Annotated in this window: 16 protein-coding genes; 14 read left to right on the forward strand and 2 right to left on the reverse strand. The window is 45.5% G+C overall.

Features of this window, described 5'->3' with window-relative positions:
- Positions 1-340 precede the first annotated feature (340 nt).
- The gene (locus BTO10_RS10870; protein WP_105024532.1) at positions 341-3,118 is read right to left on the reverse strand and encodes an insulinase family protein; all 2,778 of its coding nucleotides are present in this window, start codon (positions 3,116-3,118) and stop codon (positions 341-343) included.
- Positions 3,119-3,423: 305 nt separating this feature from the next.
- Here BTO10_RS10870 and sixA point away from each other — a divergent pair, with 305 nt between their 5' ends.
- Positions 3,424-3,888, forward strand: a complete 465-nt coding sequence (sixA, locus tag BTO10_RS10875; RefSeq protein ID WP_105024533.1) for a phosphohistidine phosphatase SixA — start codon at positions 3,424-3,426, stop codon at positions 3,886-3,888.
- A gap of 102 nt (positions 3,889-3,990) precedes the next feature.
- Here the strand turns inward: sixA and smrB are convergent, their stop codons facing one another.
- Positions 3,991-4,521, reverse strand: a complete 531-nt coding sequence (gene smrB, locus BTO10_RS10880; protein WP_061033674.1) for an endonuclease SmrB — start codon at positions 4,519-4,521, stop codon at positions 3,991-3,993.
- A gap of 62 nt (positions 4,522-4,583) precedes the next feature.
- Here smrB and prmB point away from each other — a divergent pair, with 62 nt between their 5' ends.
- From prmB to BTO10_RS10945, 13 genes are all read left to right on the forward strand, one after another.
- The gene (gene prmB, locus BTO10_RS10885; protein ID WP_105024534.1) at positions 4,584-5,516 is read left to right on the forward strand and encodes a 50S ribosomal protein L3 N(5)-glutamine methyltransferase; all 933 of its coding nucleotides are present in this window, start codon (positions 4,584-4,586) and stop codon (positions 5,514-5,516) included.
- Between the two features lie 266 nt (positions 5,517-5,782).
- Positions 5,783-6,424: a LysE family translocator gene (locus tag BTO10_RS10890; protein WP_105024535.1), complete on the forward strand. Its 642-nt coding sequence runs from the start codon at positions 5,783-5,785 to the stop codon at positions 6,422-6,424.
- Between the two features lie 513 nt (positions 6,425-6,937).
- Positions 6,938-8,395, forward strand: a complete 1,458-nt coding sequence (locus BTO10_RS10895) for a protein adenylyltransferase SelO (protein ID WP_105024536.1) — start codon at positions 6,938-6,940, stop codon at positions 8,393-8,395.
- A gap of 152 nt (positions 8,396-8,547) precedes the next feature.
- Positions 8,548-9,276: a response regulator gene (locus BTO10_RS10900; RefSeq protein ID WP_032549618.1), complete on the forward strand. Its 729-nt coding sequence runs from the start codon at positions 8,548-8,550 to the stop codon at positions 9,274-9,276.
- A gap of 13 nt (positions 9,277-9,289) precedes the next feature.
- Entirely contained in the window at positions 9,290-10,735 is a 1,446-nt protein-coding gene (locus BTO10_RS10905) for an ATP-binding protein (protein WP_105024537.1), read from the forward strand.
- 110 nt (positions 10,736-10,845) lie between these two features.
- Entirely contained in the window at positions 10,846-12,093 is a 1,248-nt protein-coding gene (locus BTO10_RS10910) for an ABC transporter substrate-binding protein (RefSeq protein ID WP_105024538.1), read from the forward strand.
- Between the two features lie 181 nt (positions 12,094-12,274).
- Positions 12,275-13,213: a carbohydrate ABC transporter permease gene (locus BTO10_RS10915; RefSeq protein WP_105024539.1), complete on the forward strand. Its 939-nt coding sequence runs from the start codon at positions 12,275-12,277 to the stop codon at positions 13,211-13,213.
- Complete coding sequence (locus tag BTO10_RS10920) at positions 13,210-14,067, forward strand: carbohydrate ABC transporter permease (RefSeq protein ID WP_008218366.1); 858 nt, start codon at positions 13,210-13,212, stop codon at positions 14,065-14,067. The genes BTO10_RS10915 and BTO10_RS10920 overlap by 4 nt, the downstream gene beginning before the upstream one ends.
- A gap of 6 nt (positions 14,068-14,073) precedes the next feature.
- Positions 14,074-15,186 carry an ABC transporter ATP-binding protein gene (locus tag BTO10_RS10925; protein ID WP_004739916.1) on the forward strand — a complete coding sequence of 371 codons (1,113 nt, stop codon included), beginning with the start codon at positions 14,074-14,076 and terminating at the stop codon, positions 15,184-15,186.
- 268 nt (positions 15,187-15,454) lie between these two features.
- Positions 15,455-16,822, forward strand: coding sequence for a GTPase HflX (gene hflX / locus BTO10_RS10930; RefSeq protein WP_105024540.1), 1,368 nt, complete (start codon positions 15,455-15,457; stop codon positions 16,820-16,822).
- A gap of 365 nt (positions 16,823-17,187) precedes the next feature.
- Entirely contained in the window at positions 17,188-18,183 is a 996-nt protein-coding gene (locus BTO10_RS10935) for a TRAP transporter substrate-binding protein (protein WP_105024541.1), read from the forward strand.
- Positions 18,184-18,249: 66 nt separating this feature from the next.
- Positions 18,250-18,984 (forward strand): TRAP transporter small permease, encoded by a 735-nt coding sequence (locus BTO10_RS10940; protein WP_105024542.1) that lies wholly within the window; start codon positions 18,250-18,252, stop codon positions 18,982-18,984.
- A 2-nt stretch (positions 18,985-18,986) separates the two neighbouring features.
- Positions 18,987-20,348, forward strand: coding sequence for a TRAP transporter large permease (locus tag BTO10_RS10945; RefSeq protein WP_004739921.1), 1,362 nt, complete (start codon positions 18,987-18,989; stop codon positions 20,346-20,348).
- The last annotated feature ends 8 nt before the right edge of the window (positions 20,349-20,356 follow it).

Raw genomic sequence — 20,356 nt, forward strand, 5'->3', positions numbered from 1 at the left:
GTTCTGTCTGGTAGTGTTGGTAGTGTTGGTAGGTATGGGAGATTCCCGAATCAGTCGTTCCTCCTTCTCGGGAATGAAGGGGAGGGATGTGTTTTGTCTGGTAGTGCTGGTTGGTGTGGGTGGTTCTCAATTCAGTGGTTCCTCTTTTTCGAGAATGACGATAGAGAGATAAAAAGTAAGCTATGGCGTTGATAAGACAGGTAGTCAAACGCATCTCAATCAAAACTAACGTCATCTCCTAAAGCGACGGAGGAGCGTAATAGGAGATCTGATTTTGTGCTTCATCCAATAAAAAAGGTTGATGCTTTCACATCAACCTTTTGAATTGTTAGCCTATTAATTAGCCAAGCTCAGTATCTTTCGGGCGCAATTGAAACTCATCAATAGAGCCTATTTCCACACCAGCGGATAGTTTATCTTCCTCGCTGTGAGCGTTACCATGTGCGTGCATAATCAGTCGATTAGCAGTACGTGGCTTAAGCTGACTAACCACAAAACGCATCATATCTGAGCGAGTGAGCCCTTTGAGCTCTTCTAGTACTCGTTCTCTCTGATTGAACTCCAAGTCCTTATTACCTATCGCAACCCATAAGCGCTGAGCACGTCCTCGCAATGTCGTATCTGGTGTTGATATTTGATTCCAAAGGCCTCGTTTACTGCTGTGCCATTGGTAGTCGTTCAGCTCCAGCAACACCATGTAAAAGGCGTTGAGAAACTCATCGATTGAGACTAGTAAATCAGCAGGAGCAGCATTCGGCGATTGTACATAAAGCACTATGCCGGGATGTCGATTGAGCGGCATATTGCCGGTACCAACCATGTAGCCCAGTTGCTGCTTGGTGCGTATTTCATGGAAGAATGTCGCAGACATCAAATGGTTGGCTAACGAATACAGCGCAATATTCTTTGGCGAAATATCAGGGCATTGATAATAAACCACGATCGCTGAATCATCTTGATTGCAGACTACTTCACGCTGGAAGCTACCGTTTTCACCCAGCATGATCAGTGGACGTAGCGATTCTTCATAAGCTTGATCTTGAACTCGCAGTGCATCCTTGAGGGTTTCAGCCATCTTGTGTGCGTCTGCTTGTCGCCAATCACCATACACAAACATCTCAACATGAAGCTCAGCCAAAATTGATTGAACAAATGACGAGAGTTCATCGACTTCAATCGTCTCGAGTGCTTCAATGAGTACCGCATAAGGTGGGTTGTTGGGCTGTAAAATCCCCGTCATTGCGTTAAACAGTTGCGAAATGGGGCGGTCTTGCGACGCATTATTCCAGTTTCTAAGCAGTTGATGCTTAATGGTGTCGAAGCGTGTTGGACTAAAGTCGCGTGCCTGAAAGCGCTCTAGGATCATATTGAGCAATTGTGGCTGCTTTTCGCTGAATCCAGAGAGTGTCAGTGTGACGCCACCTTGATGGGTATACATGTTGTAACCCATGCCTGCTATTTCGGCTTGATAGGTCTCTTTTTCCAGCGAATCTAAGAACATCTCGACACATAAGCGTGTTTTTACGATATTTCTTGGGCTGGCTACCGAGTGTGGACTATCAATGGCGATATACACCACACCCTTTGGAACTCTGAACTGGTGATCCTGTAGGTGCCATAGCTTAAAACCATCGAGCTCTTGTAATAGCTGCGGGTGCTCAGCGTCACCTTCAAGTTCTGCTGGGTCTAAGTCATAGCAAATAAAAGAGTTTTTACCGGGTAGCTCGAACTGCCAACTGGGGTTAATGCAGGTAAAGCATTGAATTTGCTCAGCCGCAAAAGGAGTCACCGAGTAGGGCGTAAAGTACCATTTTGCTTCTCTGTCATATTCAAAACCTTTGGCAATAATGGTCGCACGCATATTGTCGACGGTTAAGTAAGCAAGCAGTGAACGTTGTAGATCTTCGTCGAAATGCGACATTTTATAGTCGCCATACACCACATCTTGCTCTTGATAGTGCTGCATGTTGATAACTAAATGGCTGACGACATCGAGCGGTCTTGCTGGCTCTTGAAAACGGAAAGCGGATTCTAAAACGGCACGTTTTTCAAGGTAACGCCATTCTTCAATCCCTTGTTGTTCAATCAACTTGATATATTGGAACGCCGCTTGGATGATGTGGTCTGTTTTGGTTAAGCCTTCGATAGTTAGTGAGCAACTCACCGTGAAATCACGATAGTTACTGCCGCTAGCGCCACCGCCGGCAGAGAGGGATGTGATCCAGCCTTTCTCTTTGAGCTGCATCATCAAACTGCCTTCACCTTCGTAACCTAATAGGTGTGCGAAGAATGACAGCGGTTTGACACCGTAGTGTTCATCCATGCTCGGCATAGGGAAGGTTAAGGTAAGTTTGCGGACATCCTTAATCGGTTCTACATGTACCTGAACTCCAGTACTCAATTCGCCAACAATTGGCACCTCAACCTTTTTGCCTTGAAGGTTGTGATTGGGGATGGAGCTAAAGCGCTCCTCAACCCAGCTTTGCATATCATCTAATGGTTGATTGCCAGACAGCGTCAGGGTCATTAGGTCTGCAGAGTACTGCTGCTGGTGGAATGTGAGAATCTCTTCGCGAATGGTGACGCCATGTCTGTCACCTAACGTATCGATATTACCGACAGAAAACTTCGAGAATGGGTGGTTGTGATTAACCAGTTCTTTGGTAACTTGGTAAAGGCGTCGCGCATCGTCGTTGAGTTTCATCTTGTATTCAGAATCAACGGCTTGGCGTTCTTTATCTAGTGCTTCTTCGTTAAATAGAGGGGCTGTAAAGAATTGGCTAAAGCGATCGAGAGCGGCCTCAAAAGCATTCAATTCAACGTCAAAGAAGAAGCAGGTGTGCTCTGTTCCGGTCCAGGCATTATTGCTGCCACCATGCTGGCTGATAAAACTTTGGAACTCTCCGACCTTTGGATACTTTTCAGTTCCTAGAAATAGCATATGCTCTAGGTAATGCGCTAAACCTTCTCGGTCAGCAGGATCATCAAAGTGCCCGACATTAACGGCGAGTGCAGCTGCAGCTTTTTGAGCGCTATGGTCTTGAACCAAAAGTACTCGCAATCCGTTATGTAAGGTGAGGTAACGGTATTGATGTTCATCATTGGGGCTTAAATGCACTGGAGCATCTCCGAAGAAGGTGGTTTTTAAATTATGTACCCGATGGTTCGGCGTGCAAACCTTGTGATCATATTTTGGGATATGAAGTGCTTTTTTGGCGACTTCTGAATCATTTTGTCGATTTTTATCAGTGATTTATTTTCTTTTAACAAGATTGTTAAGAAAGTCGAACTCTTTAGCAAGTGACTTGATATAATTATTTATATAGACTGCGGCTTCCTCTGGATTGAGGGCCAAACGCTAAGTAGCGTATCGCTGATATGGGATATATCGACTTTCGAAATGTTACGTAGACAGGACTGAACATGAAAATATTCATAATGCGCCACGGTGAAGCAGAACATTTTGCTAACTCGGACGCAGAACGAGCGTTAACTAAGCGCGGTAAAATGGCGTCTCTTGCGGTGGCTCAAGTTGCAAACGAGCAGGGCATCAGCCAGTTTGATAAAGTACTAGTGAGCCCATACTTGAGGGCACAAGAAACGTGGTTAGAGATCTCTCAGGCGTTTTCTGGAAAGAAAGTGGAAACCTGTGATGACATCACGCCTTATGGAATGTCTGATGATGTGTTTGATTTGACCGTGGCAATGGCTGAAGTAGAAAAACTAGAGACCATTTTATTTGTTTCTCATTTACCTCTAGTGGGCTACTTAACTGCTGAATTCGCAACCGGTATGGCGCCACCGATGTTCCCAACATCAGGTTTAGCCTGTATTGAATTCGACCTTGAGACACAAAAAGGCGAGCTGCTGTGGAACATCAACCCATAACTTAGGGTTTGATAGAACATAGAGCGACAGCCAGAATAGAAAAGGGCACCTCAGTAATTGAGGTGCCCTTTGTTATTTGGTGTGAAGTGATCACGACTCGTTCTATTTCTCTGGAATAGAGAGCAACACCAACAGTGCACCATTGCCGCCAAACTCAAGAGGCGCTTGGTGAAAAGCCATTACATCTGGATGTTGAGCCAACCACAAAGGCACTTTCTCTTTTAAGATGTGCTTACCGATGCCGTGCTGAACACAGGCACACGCGACACCTTCTTTGACACAATGTGCGATCATGGCGCCCAGCTCGCGTTTGGCTTCTTGTTGAGTCATGCCATGCATGTCTAGATAGACGTCTGGTACATAGACACCACGACGAAGTCGTTTCACTTCATACTTGGAGACATCGTCACGCGCATAGCGTGTTGGACCCTCTTCGCTAAGGTGCGGAATGAACTCATCTGAGAAATAAAACTCGCTGTCACTGGCTTGTCTTGCCGTTCGAGTAATTTCTTTTTGTTTGGCATTTCTTTTTGGCTGCTGGATTATGGTATCCTGTTGCAACTTTTTAACGCCCTTTACTGCATCGCTGAACAGGGCGAAATCGTCATCGAAATCGGTGTCTTTTTTGCTCATCAGGTTATGAATTCTAATTTGAAACGTAATTAGCAGTATTGTAGCGCTTTTCGGAGACAATTTTGGATAAGATTTTTGTAGAAGAAGCGGTATCAGAACTACACACGCTTCAAGATGTGATTCGTTGGACTGTTAGCCGCTTCAATGCAGCGGGCCTATTTTATGGTCACGGCACTGATAATGCGTGGGATGAGGCGGTACAACTTATTTTACCAACTCTTTATCTGCCGATTGATGTTCCTTCACATGTATTGAACTCTCGCCTAACGAGCAGCGAGCGTCTACGCATTGTTGAGCGTGTAATCAAGCGTATCAATGATCGCACACCAACGGCTTACCTAACGAACAAAGCTTGGTTCTGTGGCCTTGAGTTCTTCGTTGATGAGCGTGTCCTTGTACCTCGTTCTCCAATTGGTGAGCTTATCGAAGCTCAATTCCAACCTTGGTTAACTGAAGAGCCGACTCGCATCATGGATCTTTGTACGGGCAGTGGCTGTATTGCTATCGCTTGCGCACACGCATTCCCGGAAGCAGAAGTTGACGCAATTGATATTTCTACCGATGCATTGCAAGTTGCAGAGCAGAACGTTCAAGATCACGGCATGGAGCAGCAAGTGTTCCCGATCCGTTCAGATCTTTTCCGTGATCTGCCAAAAGAGAAATACAACCTGATCGTGTCTAACCCGCCATACGTGGACGAAGAAGACATGAACAGCCTGCCTGATGAGTTTACTCATGAGCCAGAACTTGGCCTAGCTGCTGGTTCTGACGGGCTTAAACTGGTTCGCCGTATCTTAGCTAACGCGCCAGACTACCTGACTGATGACGGTATTCTTATCTGTGAAGTAGGTAACTCAATGGTTCACATGATGGATCAGTACCCAGAGATTCCATTCACTTGGATTGAGTTCTCTAATGGTGGTCACGGTGTATTCATGATGACTCGCGAGCAGCTAGTTGCTTGTGATGATGAGTTCTCTATCTACAAAGACTAATTAGCACAATGACCGAATCAAAAGCCGCACTGAATAGTGCGGCTTTTTTGTTTTTGGCGAGTCATACCTGGTTTGCTTCTATCTTTGAATAAAGGTTTTACTATTTTTTCTTGGGGTAGAATATTACGCTGCTCGTATAGCCACTTTATAATGTGAAGTGCCGTTCAGTGCGAACGAAAGCCGTGGGGTGAAGTTGATCAAGTTGCACATCTAATTCATATTGGAGCTTAAAACTATATATTCTAGTGAGTTAAGGAGAATTCACGATGAGCTTTGATACATGGATTTACTATCTGCTAGCCGTGCTGATCTTGACGGCATCCCCAGGCCCAAGTTCTTTATTGTGCATGACCAAAGGTGTGCAATCGGGCTTCAAATTGTCGATATTTACAGCCATGGGTAGCCTAACGGCGATTACCGGAATCCTCACGCTATCGTTTACGGGACTCGGTGTAATTATTGCCTCTTCGGAAGTGGTATTTAACGTCATTAAATGGACGGGTGCTGCTTATCTTATTTTCCTTGGATGGAAGTCTCTACGCTCGAGCCAGCAAGATTATGACCAGCTACCGGGTCAGGAATCAGATTCTAAAGCTGTTAGAGAGAGCATCCTTTCTCACTATGTAAGTGGCTTTATTGTCGGCGCCAGTAATCCTAAAGCGATTCTGTTTTTTACCGCACTTTTCCCACAGTTTATTGACCCATCACTCGCGTTATTACCACAGTTTGCTGTCTTTGCCTCAACCTTTGCTGTGATGGAGCTGTCTTGGTTATTGGTCTACGCGTATTTAGGTGCTAAGTCGTCGAACTGGTTGTTTGCGAAAGGTCGTGCCAAGGTTTTCAATCGTGTGACAGGGGGCGTTTTTATTGGAGCTGGAGCGCTGCTTTCAACGACAAGTCGAGCTTAACTCTATGTTTTATCAAAGGGGTGAATAGTTACAGAAACTTCTTGATGCTGTCATAAAAGGTTAACATTAATATGCTTGCTGCTTTTAACAAAAAGCCGATATATTGTAGTTACACCATCACGTTCTCAAGGAGAGGCATATGCAGCATCAAGAAATGATTCAACACAGCAACTTTGGCGTTATCAGCCGCACTTGGATTTTCTCTACCCTTTCTCTAGTGGGTATTCTTGCTCTAATGTAGTCAGCTTAATGGCTCTATATTTCCAGTTTTTATTATGAACATACTTGTAAAAAAGTTTTCAAAGTTAGAACTCTGTCTTCAATAAATGTGGCTTTTCTCAACAGCTTAGCCACTTAACTTCTTCTAAATCGCTTCTTTCCTTTAGCAAAGCCTTACTCTTTATCGATTAAGCAAGCAACCTTCTCCGAAATTATCTATCCTTATAACCTGATCTGAAGTTGTTACTAAACTGTGATAATCTTAATTTATCTTTTATCTACAGTGTATCTCTCATGTCTGTCTGGGATTCTATTTCATTTAACAATCGATTTACTGCACTGCCTCGGCTGTTCTATACCCCAATCCAACCAACACCGTTAAGCAATGTACAATGGCTCTCATGGAATCATAACCTTGCAACTGAATTTGGCTTTCCATCATTTGAGAGTGCTTCAGAAGAACTGCTAGACACCTTGTCTGGCAATGTGGAACCAGAGCAATTTTCTCCGTTAGCTATGAAATACGCAGGCCATCAGTTTGGTGCTTATAACCCTGATTTGGGCGATGGAAGAGGATTGTTGTTAGCTCAAGTTGTCGCTAAAAGTGGTGAAACGTTCGATTTACACCTTAAAGGTGCGGGTAAAACACCATATTCGCGCATGGGGGATGGGCGTGCGGTTATCCGATCGACTGTGCGTGAGTATCTATGTAGTGAAGCAATGGCAGGGCTGAATATTCCAACGACTCGTGCGTTGGCAATGATGACCAGTGACACGCCGGTCTACCGAGAGAAACAAGAGTGGGGCGCATTGTTGGTGCGTGCTTCTGAATCACACATCCGTTTTGGTCACTTTGAGCACTTGTTTTACACAAATCAGTTGGTTGAACATAAATTGTTGGCCGATAAAGTCATCGAGTGGCACTTCCCAGAGTGCTTAGATGAAGAAAAACCATACGCAGCTATGTTTAATCAAATTGTTGACCGTACCGCAGAGATGATTGCGTTGTGGCAAGCAAATGGTTTTGCTCACGGGGTGATGAACACGGATAACATGTCGATCATTGGACAAACTTTCGATTACGGTCCATTTGCCTTCCTCGATGAATATGATCCACGCTTGATCTGCAATCACTCCGACTACCAAGGGCGCTATGCATTCAATCAACAACCAAGAATCGGGATGTGGAATTTATCGGCGTTGGCACACTCGTTATCACCGCTAGTGGAAAGGGCCGATTTAGAAGCGGCACTGGAACAGTACGAGCCACAAATGAATGGTTACTTTAGTCAGTTGATGCGTAGAAAGCTCGGTTTACTCTCCAAGCAAGAAGGTGATAGCCGCTTGTTTGAATCTATGTTCGAGTTAATGTCGCAAAATAAAGTGGATTACCCTAGGTTCTTTAGAACTTTGTCGAATCTAGACACTGTGCCTGCTCAGGAAGTTATTGATCTAGTCCTCGACCGTGATGCTGCGAAGTTATGGGTAGATAACTACTTGCAACGTTGTGAGCTTGAAGAGAGTTCTGCTACAGAGCGCTGCGAAAAGATGAGGCAGGTAAATCCTAAATACATTCTTAGGAACTATTTGGCTCAACTTGCGATTGAAAAGGCCGAACGTGGTGATAGCAGCGATGTTGATGCTCTGATGGTGGTACTCGCGGACCCGTATGCAGAGCACCCTGATTATGAACATTTAGCAGCCTTACCACCGGAATGGGGTAAGGGTATGGAGATCAGCTGCTCGTCTTAAATCGGCTTATCAATGCAATACCAACAGATAGCGGTCGCTTAGTTGTGATCTCTATCTGTTTGTTCTTCTAATTTTACAAACATATCAATAATCAAATACTCGACCTGCCTATACACTATGTGAATAAGTTGTAAATTTAATAGGTTTGGGCGATGCCAACAAACACTCGAATTCTCGTGGTGGATGATGATCAAGAAATCCGCGAGTTGCTGGAAGAGTACCTTTCAAAATCGGGCTTCGATGTCTCTTCGGTTGGAGATGGGGCTGAACTAGAAACTCATCTACAAAGCCAAGGTTATCCTGACCTGATACTTCTCGATGTAATGCTTCCCGGGGACGATGGTTTTACCTTGTGTCAGCGCGTTCGCAAAAATTCCAATGTACCTATCATAATGCTGACTGCGGTATCGGATGAAACCGATCAGATTATTGGCTTAGAAATTGGTGCTGATGACTACATTGCTAAGCCGTTTAGCCCACGCCAATTAATGGCTCGCATCAAAGCTCTGTTACGCCGTGTTCAAGTGGTTGATGACAAGCCGAGTGATGCATTGCCTAAACAGATCATCTTTGGTGATTGGACGCTAGATACACTTGCGCACCGAATCTCACACAATGAAAGCGCTGAAGAGATGGACTTGTCGGGCAGTGATTTTTCACTGTTAATGCTGTTCCTTACTCGCCCCAATGAGGTGTTAGACCGAGACACTATCTCTTTTGCGACCAGAGGACGTGAAGCGCTGCCTTTCGAGCGTGGAATTGATGTTCAATTAAGTCGTTTGCGAAGCCGACTGGGTGATAGCGCTAAATATCCGCACTACATCAAAACCATGCGTGGCAACGGCTATATATTGGCTGTACCTGTGCATTATGAGCACTGAGTAAGAAGTCCGTATGAAGTGGTTGAGAAGTTTAAAGCCAAACTCCTTGGTTGCTCGAACTTTGCTTTTGACCTTGTTAGCCGTCGTCATTGCGCAAGGCATTGCAACGTCGATTTGGTATATCGAATCCAAACAAAAAGAACTAGAAGGTATTCGTTCTGCTTCTTCGAGCATGGCGAACATGTTTGCCTCAACAGTGACTTTCTTCCAGTCTCTGCCCGTCAAATATCGCCATATCGTGTTAGACCAAATTCGTAACATGGGCGGGACGCGATTCTTCGTCTCTTTCAATAAAGAGGCTTTGATTGTTGAACCAATCCCCGATACCCGCTTGAAAACCGCATCGATAGAAGCGATAGAGAGTGTCTTGAGTAGCAAGCTTAATAAGGTGGAGTCAGTTCGTGTCGATTTCTCTCGCCCAGAACATCTTCGCTTGCTTAAAAATGATATCTACTTGAGCGATCTCCCGCGATCGTGGGCGCATCATACCTTAACCTTAGAGCCGCTTAATCCGCCAATTCTGGTTGTTCAAATCGAGCTAGCCAGCCATGAGTGGGTCTATATTGCGGCGCTGTTGCCTGCACCCTATGTCAAACTGGATGACACTATTCTTGGTCGTGAGCAGGTGATCTTTTTGCTCTCTTCAACGTTGATTCTGCTGGTGTTGACCTACTTAATGATTCGCCGCCAAGTGCGCCCGCTTAAAAAGCTCGCAAGGGCTGCTAACGAGATGAGTATGGATATCCAGCAGCCGCCACTTAACGAGGAGGGGGCGACTGAATTGGTCACTGCGACTCGGGCGTTTAATCGCATGCAGCAGCGTATTCGTCGTTATGTGGCCGATAGAGAACATCTCTTCTCAGCTATCTCTCATGATTTAAAGACACCGATCACTCGACTGAGACTCAGAGCTGAGCTGTTGGAAAGCGAAGTTAAGAAAGAGAAGTTTAACAAGGATTTAGATGAGCTAGAGATGATGGTCAAAGGTGCTCTGCAAGCCGTAAGAGATACAGACCTTCACGAAAACAACGCTATTATTGACCTTAATGACATGGTTGCTTCGGTTATAGAGTCGCATAACCAGCATCAAACCTTAGTAGAGTTTGAACCCATCGTAGTTGAGCCGTTAGTCGCTAAGCCGTTAGCGATTAAACGTGTGCTGACCAATCTTATCGATAATGCAGTGAAATACGGCACATCCGCGAATGTCGATATCAGTAGCGATTCTGTGTGGGTCATCGTGACGATTCAGGACCACGGCGAAGGAATCCCAGAAGACAAACTTGAGTTGGTGTTTGAACCCTACTTTAGGCTTGCGACCGACGATCAAGGACACGGTTTAGGGCTTGGAATCTGTCGAAATATCCTGCACGGACACGGCGGAGATCTCATTATTCGCAACTCCCCTCAAGGTGGCTTAGAAGCCAAAGTCTATATCCCACGTGGCCTAGAAGTGTAATGTAACAATTGTGTTACATTGGGCTTACCTTTTGTTTCAATCTTATAAATCAGAATAAGTAGACTCTTTATTGAACCGGGCGTCGAGTCCGCTAAACATGGAAGATTATAATGAAAATCAATAAAACCCTACTTACTCTATCTCTTCTTGCTGCCTCAACATTTTCTCAAGCTGGTGAAGTAGAAGTGCTTCACTGGTGGACTGCTGGCGGTGAAGCTAAATCCGCCGCAGTACTTAAAGAGATGATTGAAGAACAAGGTCATACTTGGAAAGATTTCGCTGTTGCTGGTGGCGGCGGTGAAAGTGCGATGACCGTTTTAAAAACACGAGCAGTATCTGGCAATCCGCCATCTGCAGCGCAGATCAAAGGTCATGATATTCAGGAGTGGGGTGGTTTAGGTTTTCTAACGTCTCTCGATGCAACTGCGAAACAAGAAAAGTGGGATGACTTACTTCCTGCTGTTGTTACCAAAGTAATGAAATGGGACGGCGAGTACGTAGCGGTTCCTGTGAACGTTCACCGTGTTAACTGGCTTTGGGCAAACCCAGAAGTACTCGAAAAATCAGGTGTGACGGTTCCAACCACATTAGATGAATTCTTTGTTGCAGCAGATAAGATCAAAGCAGCAGGTTTTATTCCTTTGGCGCATGGTGGCCAACCTTGGCAAGACGCAACTGTCTTCGAGGCTGTGGCACTTGATGTACTTGGCAGTGAAGACTACAACAAAGCGTTCGTTGATCTAGATATGGACGTCTTATCTGGCGACAAAATGGTGGACGTATTCACCAAGTTCAAAAAGATGCGTGATTACATTGACAGCAACTCTCCAGGTCGTGACTGGAACGTAGCAACTTCAATGGTTATCAATGGTGAAGCGGCAATGCAGATCATGGGTGACTGGGCGAAGGGCGAGTTTACCGCTGCAGGTAAAGTGCCAGGCAAAGACTACATTTGTGCACCAGCTCCGGGTACTGACGGCCAATTTACCTTCAATATCGATAGCTTTGCTTTCTTCGAGCTAGGCGATAAAGAGAATCAAAAAGCGCAACAAGATCTTGCGAAAACCATTCTTACTAAAGACTTCCAAGAGGTCTTCAACCTAAACAAAGGTTCGATTCCAGTACGTCTTGATATGGATATGTCTAAATTCGACCAATGTGCGTTGGACTCAATGGCAACCTTCAAAGCGAGTGCGGAATCTGGTGACCTTGTACCGAGTATGGCTCACGGCCTATCTACAACAAGTTATGCCCAAGGCGCCATCTATGACGTTGTGACTAACTTCTTCAATGAGAAAGATGCTGATCCTAAAGAGGCTGCAACTAAGTTAGCGAAAGCAGTAAAAGCGGCTATCTAAGCTAGCTTGATAAGCAACATGAACAGAACGCGAGTTGCTGAGTATGTTGCTTATCCCTAACCCCCAGGGTGGGTAGGTTCGTAGGGAGCCTATCCGCTCTTCACCTCAATTCTGATATGCGTGATGCTGATGTGGTGCCGAGAGGTAAGCCATTGGCTCAATTGTGCAACAAGGAAAAGTTATGGAGCATGTTTTGACTGAGTCGACTCCAAAACCGACAAGGAGCCAGCCTGCACCAAAGCCCAGTTTTGCTGACAGGTTACAACATTGGTTACCTAAGGTTGTGCTGGCACCGACCGCGTTGGTGACCGTGGTATGTATCTACGGCTACATATTCTGGACAGCAGCGCTGTCATTTACTAATTCTCGATTTCTACCTAGCTTCAATTTTGTTGGCTTTGCTCAATATGAAAAGCTGATGGAAAACGATCGCTGGATCACCTCAATCACTAACCTCGGTGTGTTTGGGATCCTATTTATGGTGATTGCTATCGTATTGGGAGTCGGTTTAGCGATTTTGCTTGACCAGAACATCCGGCAAGAAGGCGCGATTCGTACCATCTACCTCTACCCGATGGCACTATCATTTATCGTGACGGGTACCGCTTGGAAGTGGATTCTGAATCCGGGTCTAGGTATTGAAAAGTTGATGCAAGATTGGGGCTTTACCGACTTTAAATTCGATTGGTTGGTCGACTCTGAAATGGCAGTCTACACATTAGTGATTGCCGCACTTTGGCAGTCGTCAGGCTTTGTGATGGCGATGTTCTTAGCTGGCCTGCGTGGTATCGATTCTTCGATCATTAAAGCGGCGCAAATTGACGGTGCTAGTCTACCCACTATTTATCTCAAAATCATTTTACCTTGCTTGCGACCTGTGGTTTTCAGTGCGGTGATCATTACTTCACACATTGCGATTAAGAGCTTCGACCTTGTGACAGCAATGACGGCAGGTGGCCCAGGTTATTCATCGGATCTTCCCGCGCTATTCATGTACGCACACTCATTCACACGTGGACAAATAGGCCTCGGCGCTGCCAGTGCCATGATGATGCTAGCCGGTATTCTAGCGATTCTGGTGCCGTATCTTTACTCTGAGCTTAGGGAGAAAAAGTCATGATGAACAACATCAACTTTGCTCGAATGTTTATCTATTCGGCGCTGCTTTTCTTCTGCTTGGTTTATCTCATGCCACTGTTTGTAATGGTACTAACCTCATTTAAAACCTTACCAGACATCAAGGCAGGTAACTTGATGAGTTTACCCAAAGAGTGGGTGTTTGATGCTTGGTATAAAGCGTGGGACAGCGCTTGTACTGGCGTGAAGTGTGAAGGGGTGAAAGGCTATTTCTGGAACTCGTTCCAAATGGTGATTCCTGCGGTAGCTATCTCAACGCTACTGGGTGCATTCAATGGCTACGTGGTCACTAAGTGGCAGTTCCGCGGTTCAAACCTGTTCTTTAGCTTGCTGCTGTTCGGTTGCTTTATTCCATTCCAAGTGGTGCTGTTACCAATGGCGACCGTACTGGGCAAGATGGGTTTAGCAAACACCACGGTGGGTCTAGTACTTGTGCACGTTATCTACGGTATGGCGTTTACGACGCTGTTTTTCCGTAACTTCTATATCTCGATTCCTGATGAGTTGATCAAAGCGGCAAAACTGGATGGAGCGGGCTTCTTTACCATATTCTTCAAAATCTTACTACCAATCTCTACACCCATCATCATGGTGACGGTGATCTGGCAGTTCACTGCAATCTGGAATGATTTTTTATTCGGGGTGGTGTATTCAGGCTCAGAGACTCAGCCGATCACCGTGGCATTAAACAACTTAGTCAACACCAGTACGGGCGTTAAAGAGTACAACGTCGATATGGCTGCTGCGATCATCGCCGCACTGCCAACATTGTTGGTGTATGTCTTCGCAGGAAAATATTTTGTTCGTGGCCTAACGGCAGGATCAGTAAAAGGATAATTACTCATGGCAACATTAGATTTAAAACAGATCCGTAAAACCTATCGCAACGCGGACAACGAAACGTTAAAGGGCATCGACATTAGTATCGATTCGGGGGAGTTCTTGATACTTGTCGGCCCTTCGGGGTGTGGAAAATCCACCCTAATGAACACAATTGCTGGGTTAGAAAACATTAGTTCAGGTGAAATCGTGATTGATGGTGTCGACGTGGCTCAGGTTGAACCTAAAGACCGCGACATCGCGATGGTGTTCCAGTCATACGCGCTATACCCAAACATGACGGTACGCGGCAATATCGCCTTTGGCTTGAAGATTCGCAAGATGCCGCAGGACGAGATCGATGCTGAAGTGAATCGCGTCGCTGAAATGCTGCAAATCGAACAACTGCTGGATCGTAAACCATCACAGCTATCGGGTGGTCAACGTCAACGTGTCGCAATGGGGCGTGCTTTGGCTCGCCGTCCTAAGCTGTATCTATTCGATGAGCCGCTTTCTAACTTGGATGCCAAGCTGCGTGTGGAAATGCGCCATCAGATTAAGCGCCTACATCAAAAGCTGAACACCACGATTGTTTATGTAACCCACGATCAAATCGAGGCGATGACGCTGGCTGACCGAATTGCAGTAATGAAAGATGGTGAATTGCAGCAGTTAGGCACACCACAAGAGATCTATACCAAGCCAAGCAACATGTTTGTGGCAGGCTTTATGGGGTCACCATCGATGAACTTCATCAAGACTATGGTGGATCTCGACGAGGAGCAGAACCCGATCATTAAGGTTATTGGTACCGCTGATCAGGAACACCATATTCGTCTGCCGCAAAGCATGCGCGAACAAGATGGTAAAGAAGTGGTGATTGGACTGCGCCCTGAACATATTACCGAGCAACAAGGAGATGATCTGTCGGCAACCACTAAACTGGACTTGCAGTTGGAAGTGCTAGAACCGACAGGGCCAGATACGATTGCGATGGTGAAAGTGAACGACCAAGAAGTGGCGTGTCGCTTATCACCGGAATTTGAAGTGTCGGTAGGGCAGATGGCACCGCTGCATTTTGACTTATCAAAGGCGGTATTCTTTGATGCGCAGACCGAAGCGAGAATTGATTTCTAGTTTTTGAGTCAGTCGATCAATTAAAGGCTAAGCTTAGAACAAGGCAGTATCACCAATTCGTAATTGATAATGTGATGCTGCCTTTTTGTTGTTTTAGCTCGTTTTATTTCCTCATGAAAACAGAGGGATAAACGAGATAAGTAGATTAACTTAAATAATATCGCCAATTAGTCACGGTTAGCTCTATAAAGCGGACTGAGAACAGCGTAGGATCGCGCTACTTTAGACCCAATACTAGGTGCACTTTTGTGCATAGACAGAATAAAACATGAAACTAACAGCAAAATCCTCCGCTAGTAACGCTCTACTTATCTCTATTACGACACCTGATTTTAAAGGTGACGAAGCAAAAGAGTCTCTTGCTGAACTTGCTCGATTAGTGACAACCTTAGGGTTTAAAGTGGTCGGTACTCAGTCACAACACCACAGTTCCACCCAACGACAAAACGTGTTGGGTGCCGGTAAGCTTGCAGAAATTGCTCACCTAACCGGTTACCAAGGTTCGATTCAAGAAGTGGAAGACGAAGATTTCATCGATGAATCGTTTGATTTTCATGCTGGTATTGATGAACTCGATTTTGATGATCTGCCATCTGAAGAGATGGAGTTTGGTACTGCTGATGTTGTGGTATTTGACTGTGATTTGAGCCCTTCTCAACTGCGTAACGTGGAAGCTCACTTGGGTGTCGAGGTGTTTGACCGCACCGGTATCATCATCGAAATCTTCAGTCGCCACGCCCGTACTCGTACCGCACGTCTGCAAGTTGAAATCGCTCGCCTAAATTACTTAGTACCTCGACTTCGTGAAACAGCCGACGGTGACAAAGAACGTCAAATGGGTCAGGGTGCTGGTGAAACCTCACTAGAGCTTGACCGTCGTAAAGTACGCGACCAAATTGCTGCGCTTAAGCGTGAGCTGGTAAGCGTACAAGATGAAATGAAGAATCGACGCACTAAGCGTTCGGAGCTTTTCACCGTTGCTCTAGTCGGTTACACCAATGCGGGTAAATCTTCGATGATGCGTGCAATGACCGCAACCGAAGTAAGTGGTGAAGACAAGTTATTCGCAACCCTAGACACCACGGTTCGTGCGCTTCAGCCGATCACTCAGCCGCGTATCCTAGTGTCAGATACGGTTGGCTTCATCAAGAAGCTGCCACATGATCTGGTTGCTTCATTCCACTCAACGCTCGCAGAAGCGCATGATGCGTCCTTGCTGCTTTATGTGGTTGATGCATCTGACGCTTCATTCCGCGCTCAGCTCGATGTGGTACACGAAGTATTGGCGCAAGTTGGTGTTGAAGACAGTGAAAAACTCTTGGTACTGAACAAGTGTGATAGATTGAGTGAAGAGCAGCAGCTTGCGTTGATGGACGAATTCCCAGATGCGATGCTGACGTCAACTCGCGACCCACTGGATATTACCAAGCTTCATAAATACATCGTGGGTGTAGCAGAGCAAGGAATGATCGAAGAGGAAATCACGATTCCTTATTCTGGACAAGGCATCATCGGTGAGATCCGCTCTAACATGAGCGTGGTGAAAGAAGAGTACGACTACGAGTGTATTAAGCTGACGGTACGTTCAAGTGCTATTGATTTAGCACGACTAAAAAAGCGTATGCAGGACTCGTAATCATCTGATTCAGATAATATTTCAATATCCTATTGAGATAGCCAGTTCTGGAGAATCTCTATTAAGGCTACCACTTTGTTGACCGAAGTGGTGGCCTTTATTTTTCCTCCTTACCTCTATTTGTCCTCTAAACCTCTATTTCATCATTGATAGTTTGGTCAACTCTCACCCATTTATAAATATTCTATGGGTCATTTTCCACCCATTAATATTATTAGCTGAGCTGACTGGTGAGCGACTCGATATTGTCAAGCCTTATGGTTAAAGGGTTGTTAATGGTTTGTGTCAATATGGCGCGCTAATTGCCTTAGTGAAAGCACGCAGTTCCCATTGAAGGGCTGCTTTGTTTACTAAGGAGAATAATAATGTTTAAGCCTCTTACCCTGCTGTCTGTATCTGCTCTGGCACTCACCAGTTTTAATGCTGCTGCAAACTGTGACCCAGGTGAAATCGTGATTAAATTCAGTCATGTAACTAACACGGATAAGCACCCGAAAGGCATCGCTGCTTCTCTACTTGAAGAGCGAGTAAACACGGAAATGAATGGTAAAGCTTGTATGCAAGTTTTCCCTAACTCAACGCTTTACGATGACAACAAGGTACTGGAAGCCCTGTTAAACGGTGATGTTCAAATGGCGGCGCCTTCGCTGTCTAAATTTGAGAAGTTCACTAAGAAATACCGCATTTTTGACCTTCCGTTCCTATTTGAAGATGTTGACGCTGTTGACCGTTTCCAAAACTCAGAATCTGGTGAAAAGCTGAAGAATGCAATGAAGCGTCGTGGTCTTCAAGGCTTGGCATTCTGGCATAATGGCATGAAGCAGATGTCTGCAAACAAGCCGCTTATCAGCCCTGAAGATGCGGAAGGCTTGAAGTTCCGTGTTCAAGCGTCTGATGTACTGGTTGCACAATTTGAGCAGTTAGGTGCTAACCCACAGAAGATGTCGTTCAAAGAAGTATACGGCGGCCTGCAAACTAAAGTTATCGACGGTCAAGAGAACACTTGGTCTAACATCTACGGTAAGAAATTCTTCGAAGTACAAGACGGCGTAACAGAAACCAACCACGGTATTCTGGATTACCTAGTTGTAACGTCGAACGACTTCTGGAAAGGCTTACCTAAAGACGTACGTGAACAGCTAAACACGATTGTTAAAGAAGTTTCTGAGACACGTAACGCTGAGTCTTCAAAAGTTAACCTAGCGAATAAAAACAACATCATCGAAGCGGATGGTGAGGTTCGTACTCTGACACCTGAACAGCGTCAAGCTTGGGTAACAGCGCTTCAACCAGTATGGAAGAAGTTTGAGAAAGACATCGGCTCTGATCTAATCGAAGCTGCACTGGCTTCTAACCAGTAATACCGCTATTGGGTGGCGGCTCCCTACCGCCGCCCTTTATTAAAACAATTATAAGCGGAGCATTTTATGGAACAGTCTCAAATGGAACAGTCTTTATTTTCCAAAGTCGGAAGAGTCACCGATTTAATTGAAGAGTCTTTAATAGCCTTCTTTCTGGGTGCAATGACCCTATTAACTTTTGCGAACGTGGTATTTCGATACGCGTTCAATGACAACATTTTATGGGCATTGGAACTCACCGTATTCATGTTTGCGTGGATGGTGTTAGTTGGCGCTTCTTACGGCGTTAAAAAACACTTCCACATTGGCGTTGATGTCATCATCAACCTTGCCCCTGAAAAGCTACGTAAAGTGTACGCGTTAATTGCCGTCACTAGTTGCCTTGCCTTTTCAATCTTACTTCTCATTGGTTCATGGAACTATTGGTACCCATTCGCGACCGATCGCGCATGGTATGAAACCGATGATATCCCAATGCCAGAGATGCTGCAGTTTCTTGCTGACTGGCTGAATGAAGGTGAGCGATACGAAAAGTTGCCACGCTTTATTCCTTACATGGCGCTGCCAATTGGTATGGCATTACTAACGTTCCGATTCATCCAAATTTCTTACCAAGTTGTGACTGGCAAACTCGACCGCATGATTGCAGGTCATGAAGCTGAAGAAGAGCTGGATGCGTTAAAAGCAGATGTGCTTGCGGGTTCTAACGAAGACGCGACTGCAGTATTGGATTCGCAAAACTCCGTGAAAGCGGAAGACTCAAAGCCATCTAATCAACAATCGAAAAGCAAGGACGACTAATCATGGCGATGTTATTTCTATTCTTGATGGTAATCGCTTTCATGCTGGTGGGCGTGCCGATTGCTATCTCACTGGGTCTATCCAGTATTCTGTTTTTGTTGATGCACTCAGACGCATCGCTTGCTTCAGTGGCGCAAACCCTGTTTAACGCGTTTGCGGGTCACTACACTTTGTTAGCAATCCCGTTCTTCATTTTAGCGTCTAGCTTTATGTCTACGGGCGGCGTTGCAAAGCGAATCATCCGTTTTGCAATCGCAATGGTAGGTTGGTTCCGCGGCGGTCTGGCAATGGCGTCGGTTGTCGCGTGTATGATGTTTGCGGCACTGTCTGGCTCTTCACCAGCAACGGTAGTGGCAATCGGTAGTATCGTTATCGCAGGTATGATTAAAAATGGTTACTCAAAAGAGTTTGCAGCAGGTGTTATCTGTAATGCAGGTACTTTGGGTATCTTGATTCCGCCATCAATCGTAATGGTGGTTTACGCAGCAGCAACCGATGTATCGGTAGGTCGTATGTTCCTTGGTGGCGTGATCCCGGGCTTACTGGCTGGCGTGATGCTGATGATTGCTATCTACATTGCAGCTCGCATTAAGAAGATCCCAGCACAACCATTTGTTGGTTGGGGTGAAATGTTTGATGCTGCGAAAGACGCGAGTTGGGGCTTGCTGCTTATCGTAATCATCCTTGGTGGTATTTACGGTGGTATCTTTACACCAACAGAAGCGGCGGCTGTGGCAGCGGTGTACGCCTTCTTTATCGCGAACTTTGTCTATAAGGACATGGGACCATTCGCTGATAAGAACAATACCAAGCCAGCGATAATTAAAGTGTTCCAAACCTTCTTCCACAAAGATACCAAAGATACGCTGTATGACGCGGGTAAGCTGACGATCATGCTGCTGTTTATCATTGCGAACGCTCTGATTCTGAAGCACGTTCTAACAGAAGAACGTATTCCACAGATGATCACAGAATCTATGTTATCGGCGGGTCTTGGCCCAATCACCTTCTTGATTGTGGTGAACGTACTCCTGTTGATTGGTGGTCAGTTCATGGAGCCATCAGGTCTATTGATCATTGTTGCACCACTGGTTTTCCCTATCGCGATTGCGTTGGGTATTGACCCAATTCACCTTGGTATCATGATGGTCGTTAACATGGAAATTGGCATGATAACGCCGCCTGTTGGGCTTAACCTATTTGTGACAGCTGGTGTCGCCAAGATGTCGATGATGAATGTAGTGAAGGCGGCGCTGCCGTGGGTTGGTGTGATGTTCTTGTTCTTGATAATCGTAACTTACGTGCCTTGGGTATCAACTTGGTTACCAACCACCTTGATGGGGCCGGAAATCATCACTAAATAACACAATTA

The organism is Vibrio chagasii (assembly GCF_002954585.1).
Taxonomy (GTDB): domain Bacteria; phylum Pseudomonadota; class Gammaproteobacteria; order Enterobacterales; family Vibrionaceae; genus Vibrio; species Vibrio chagasii_A.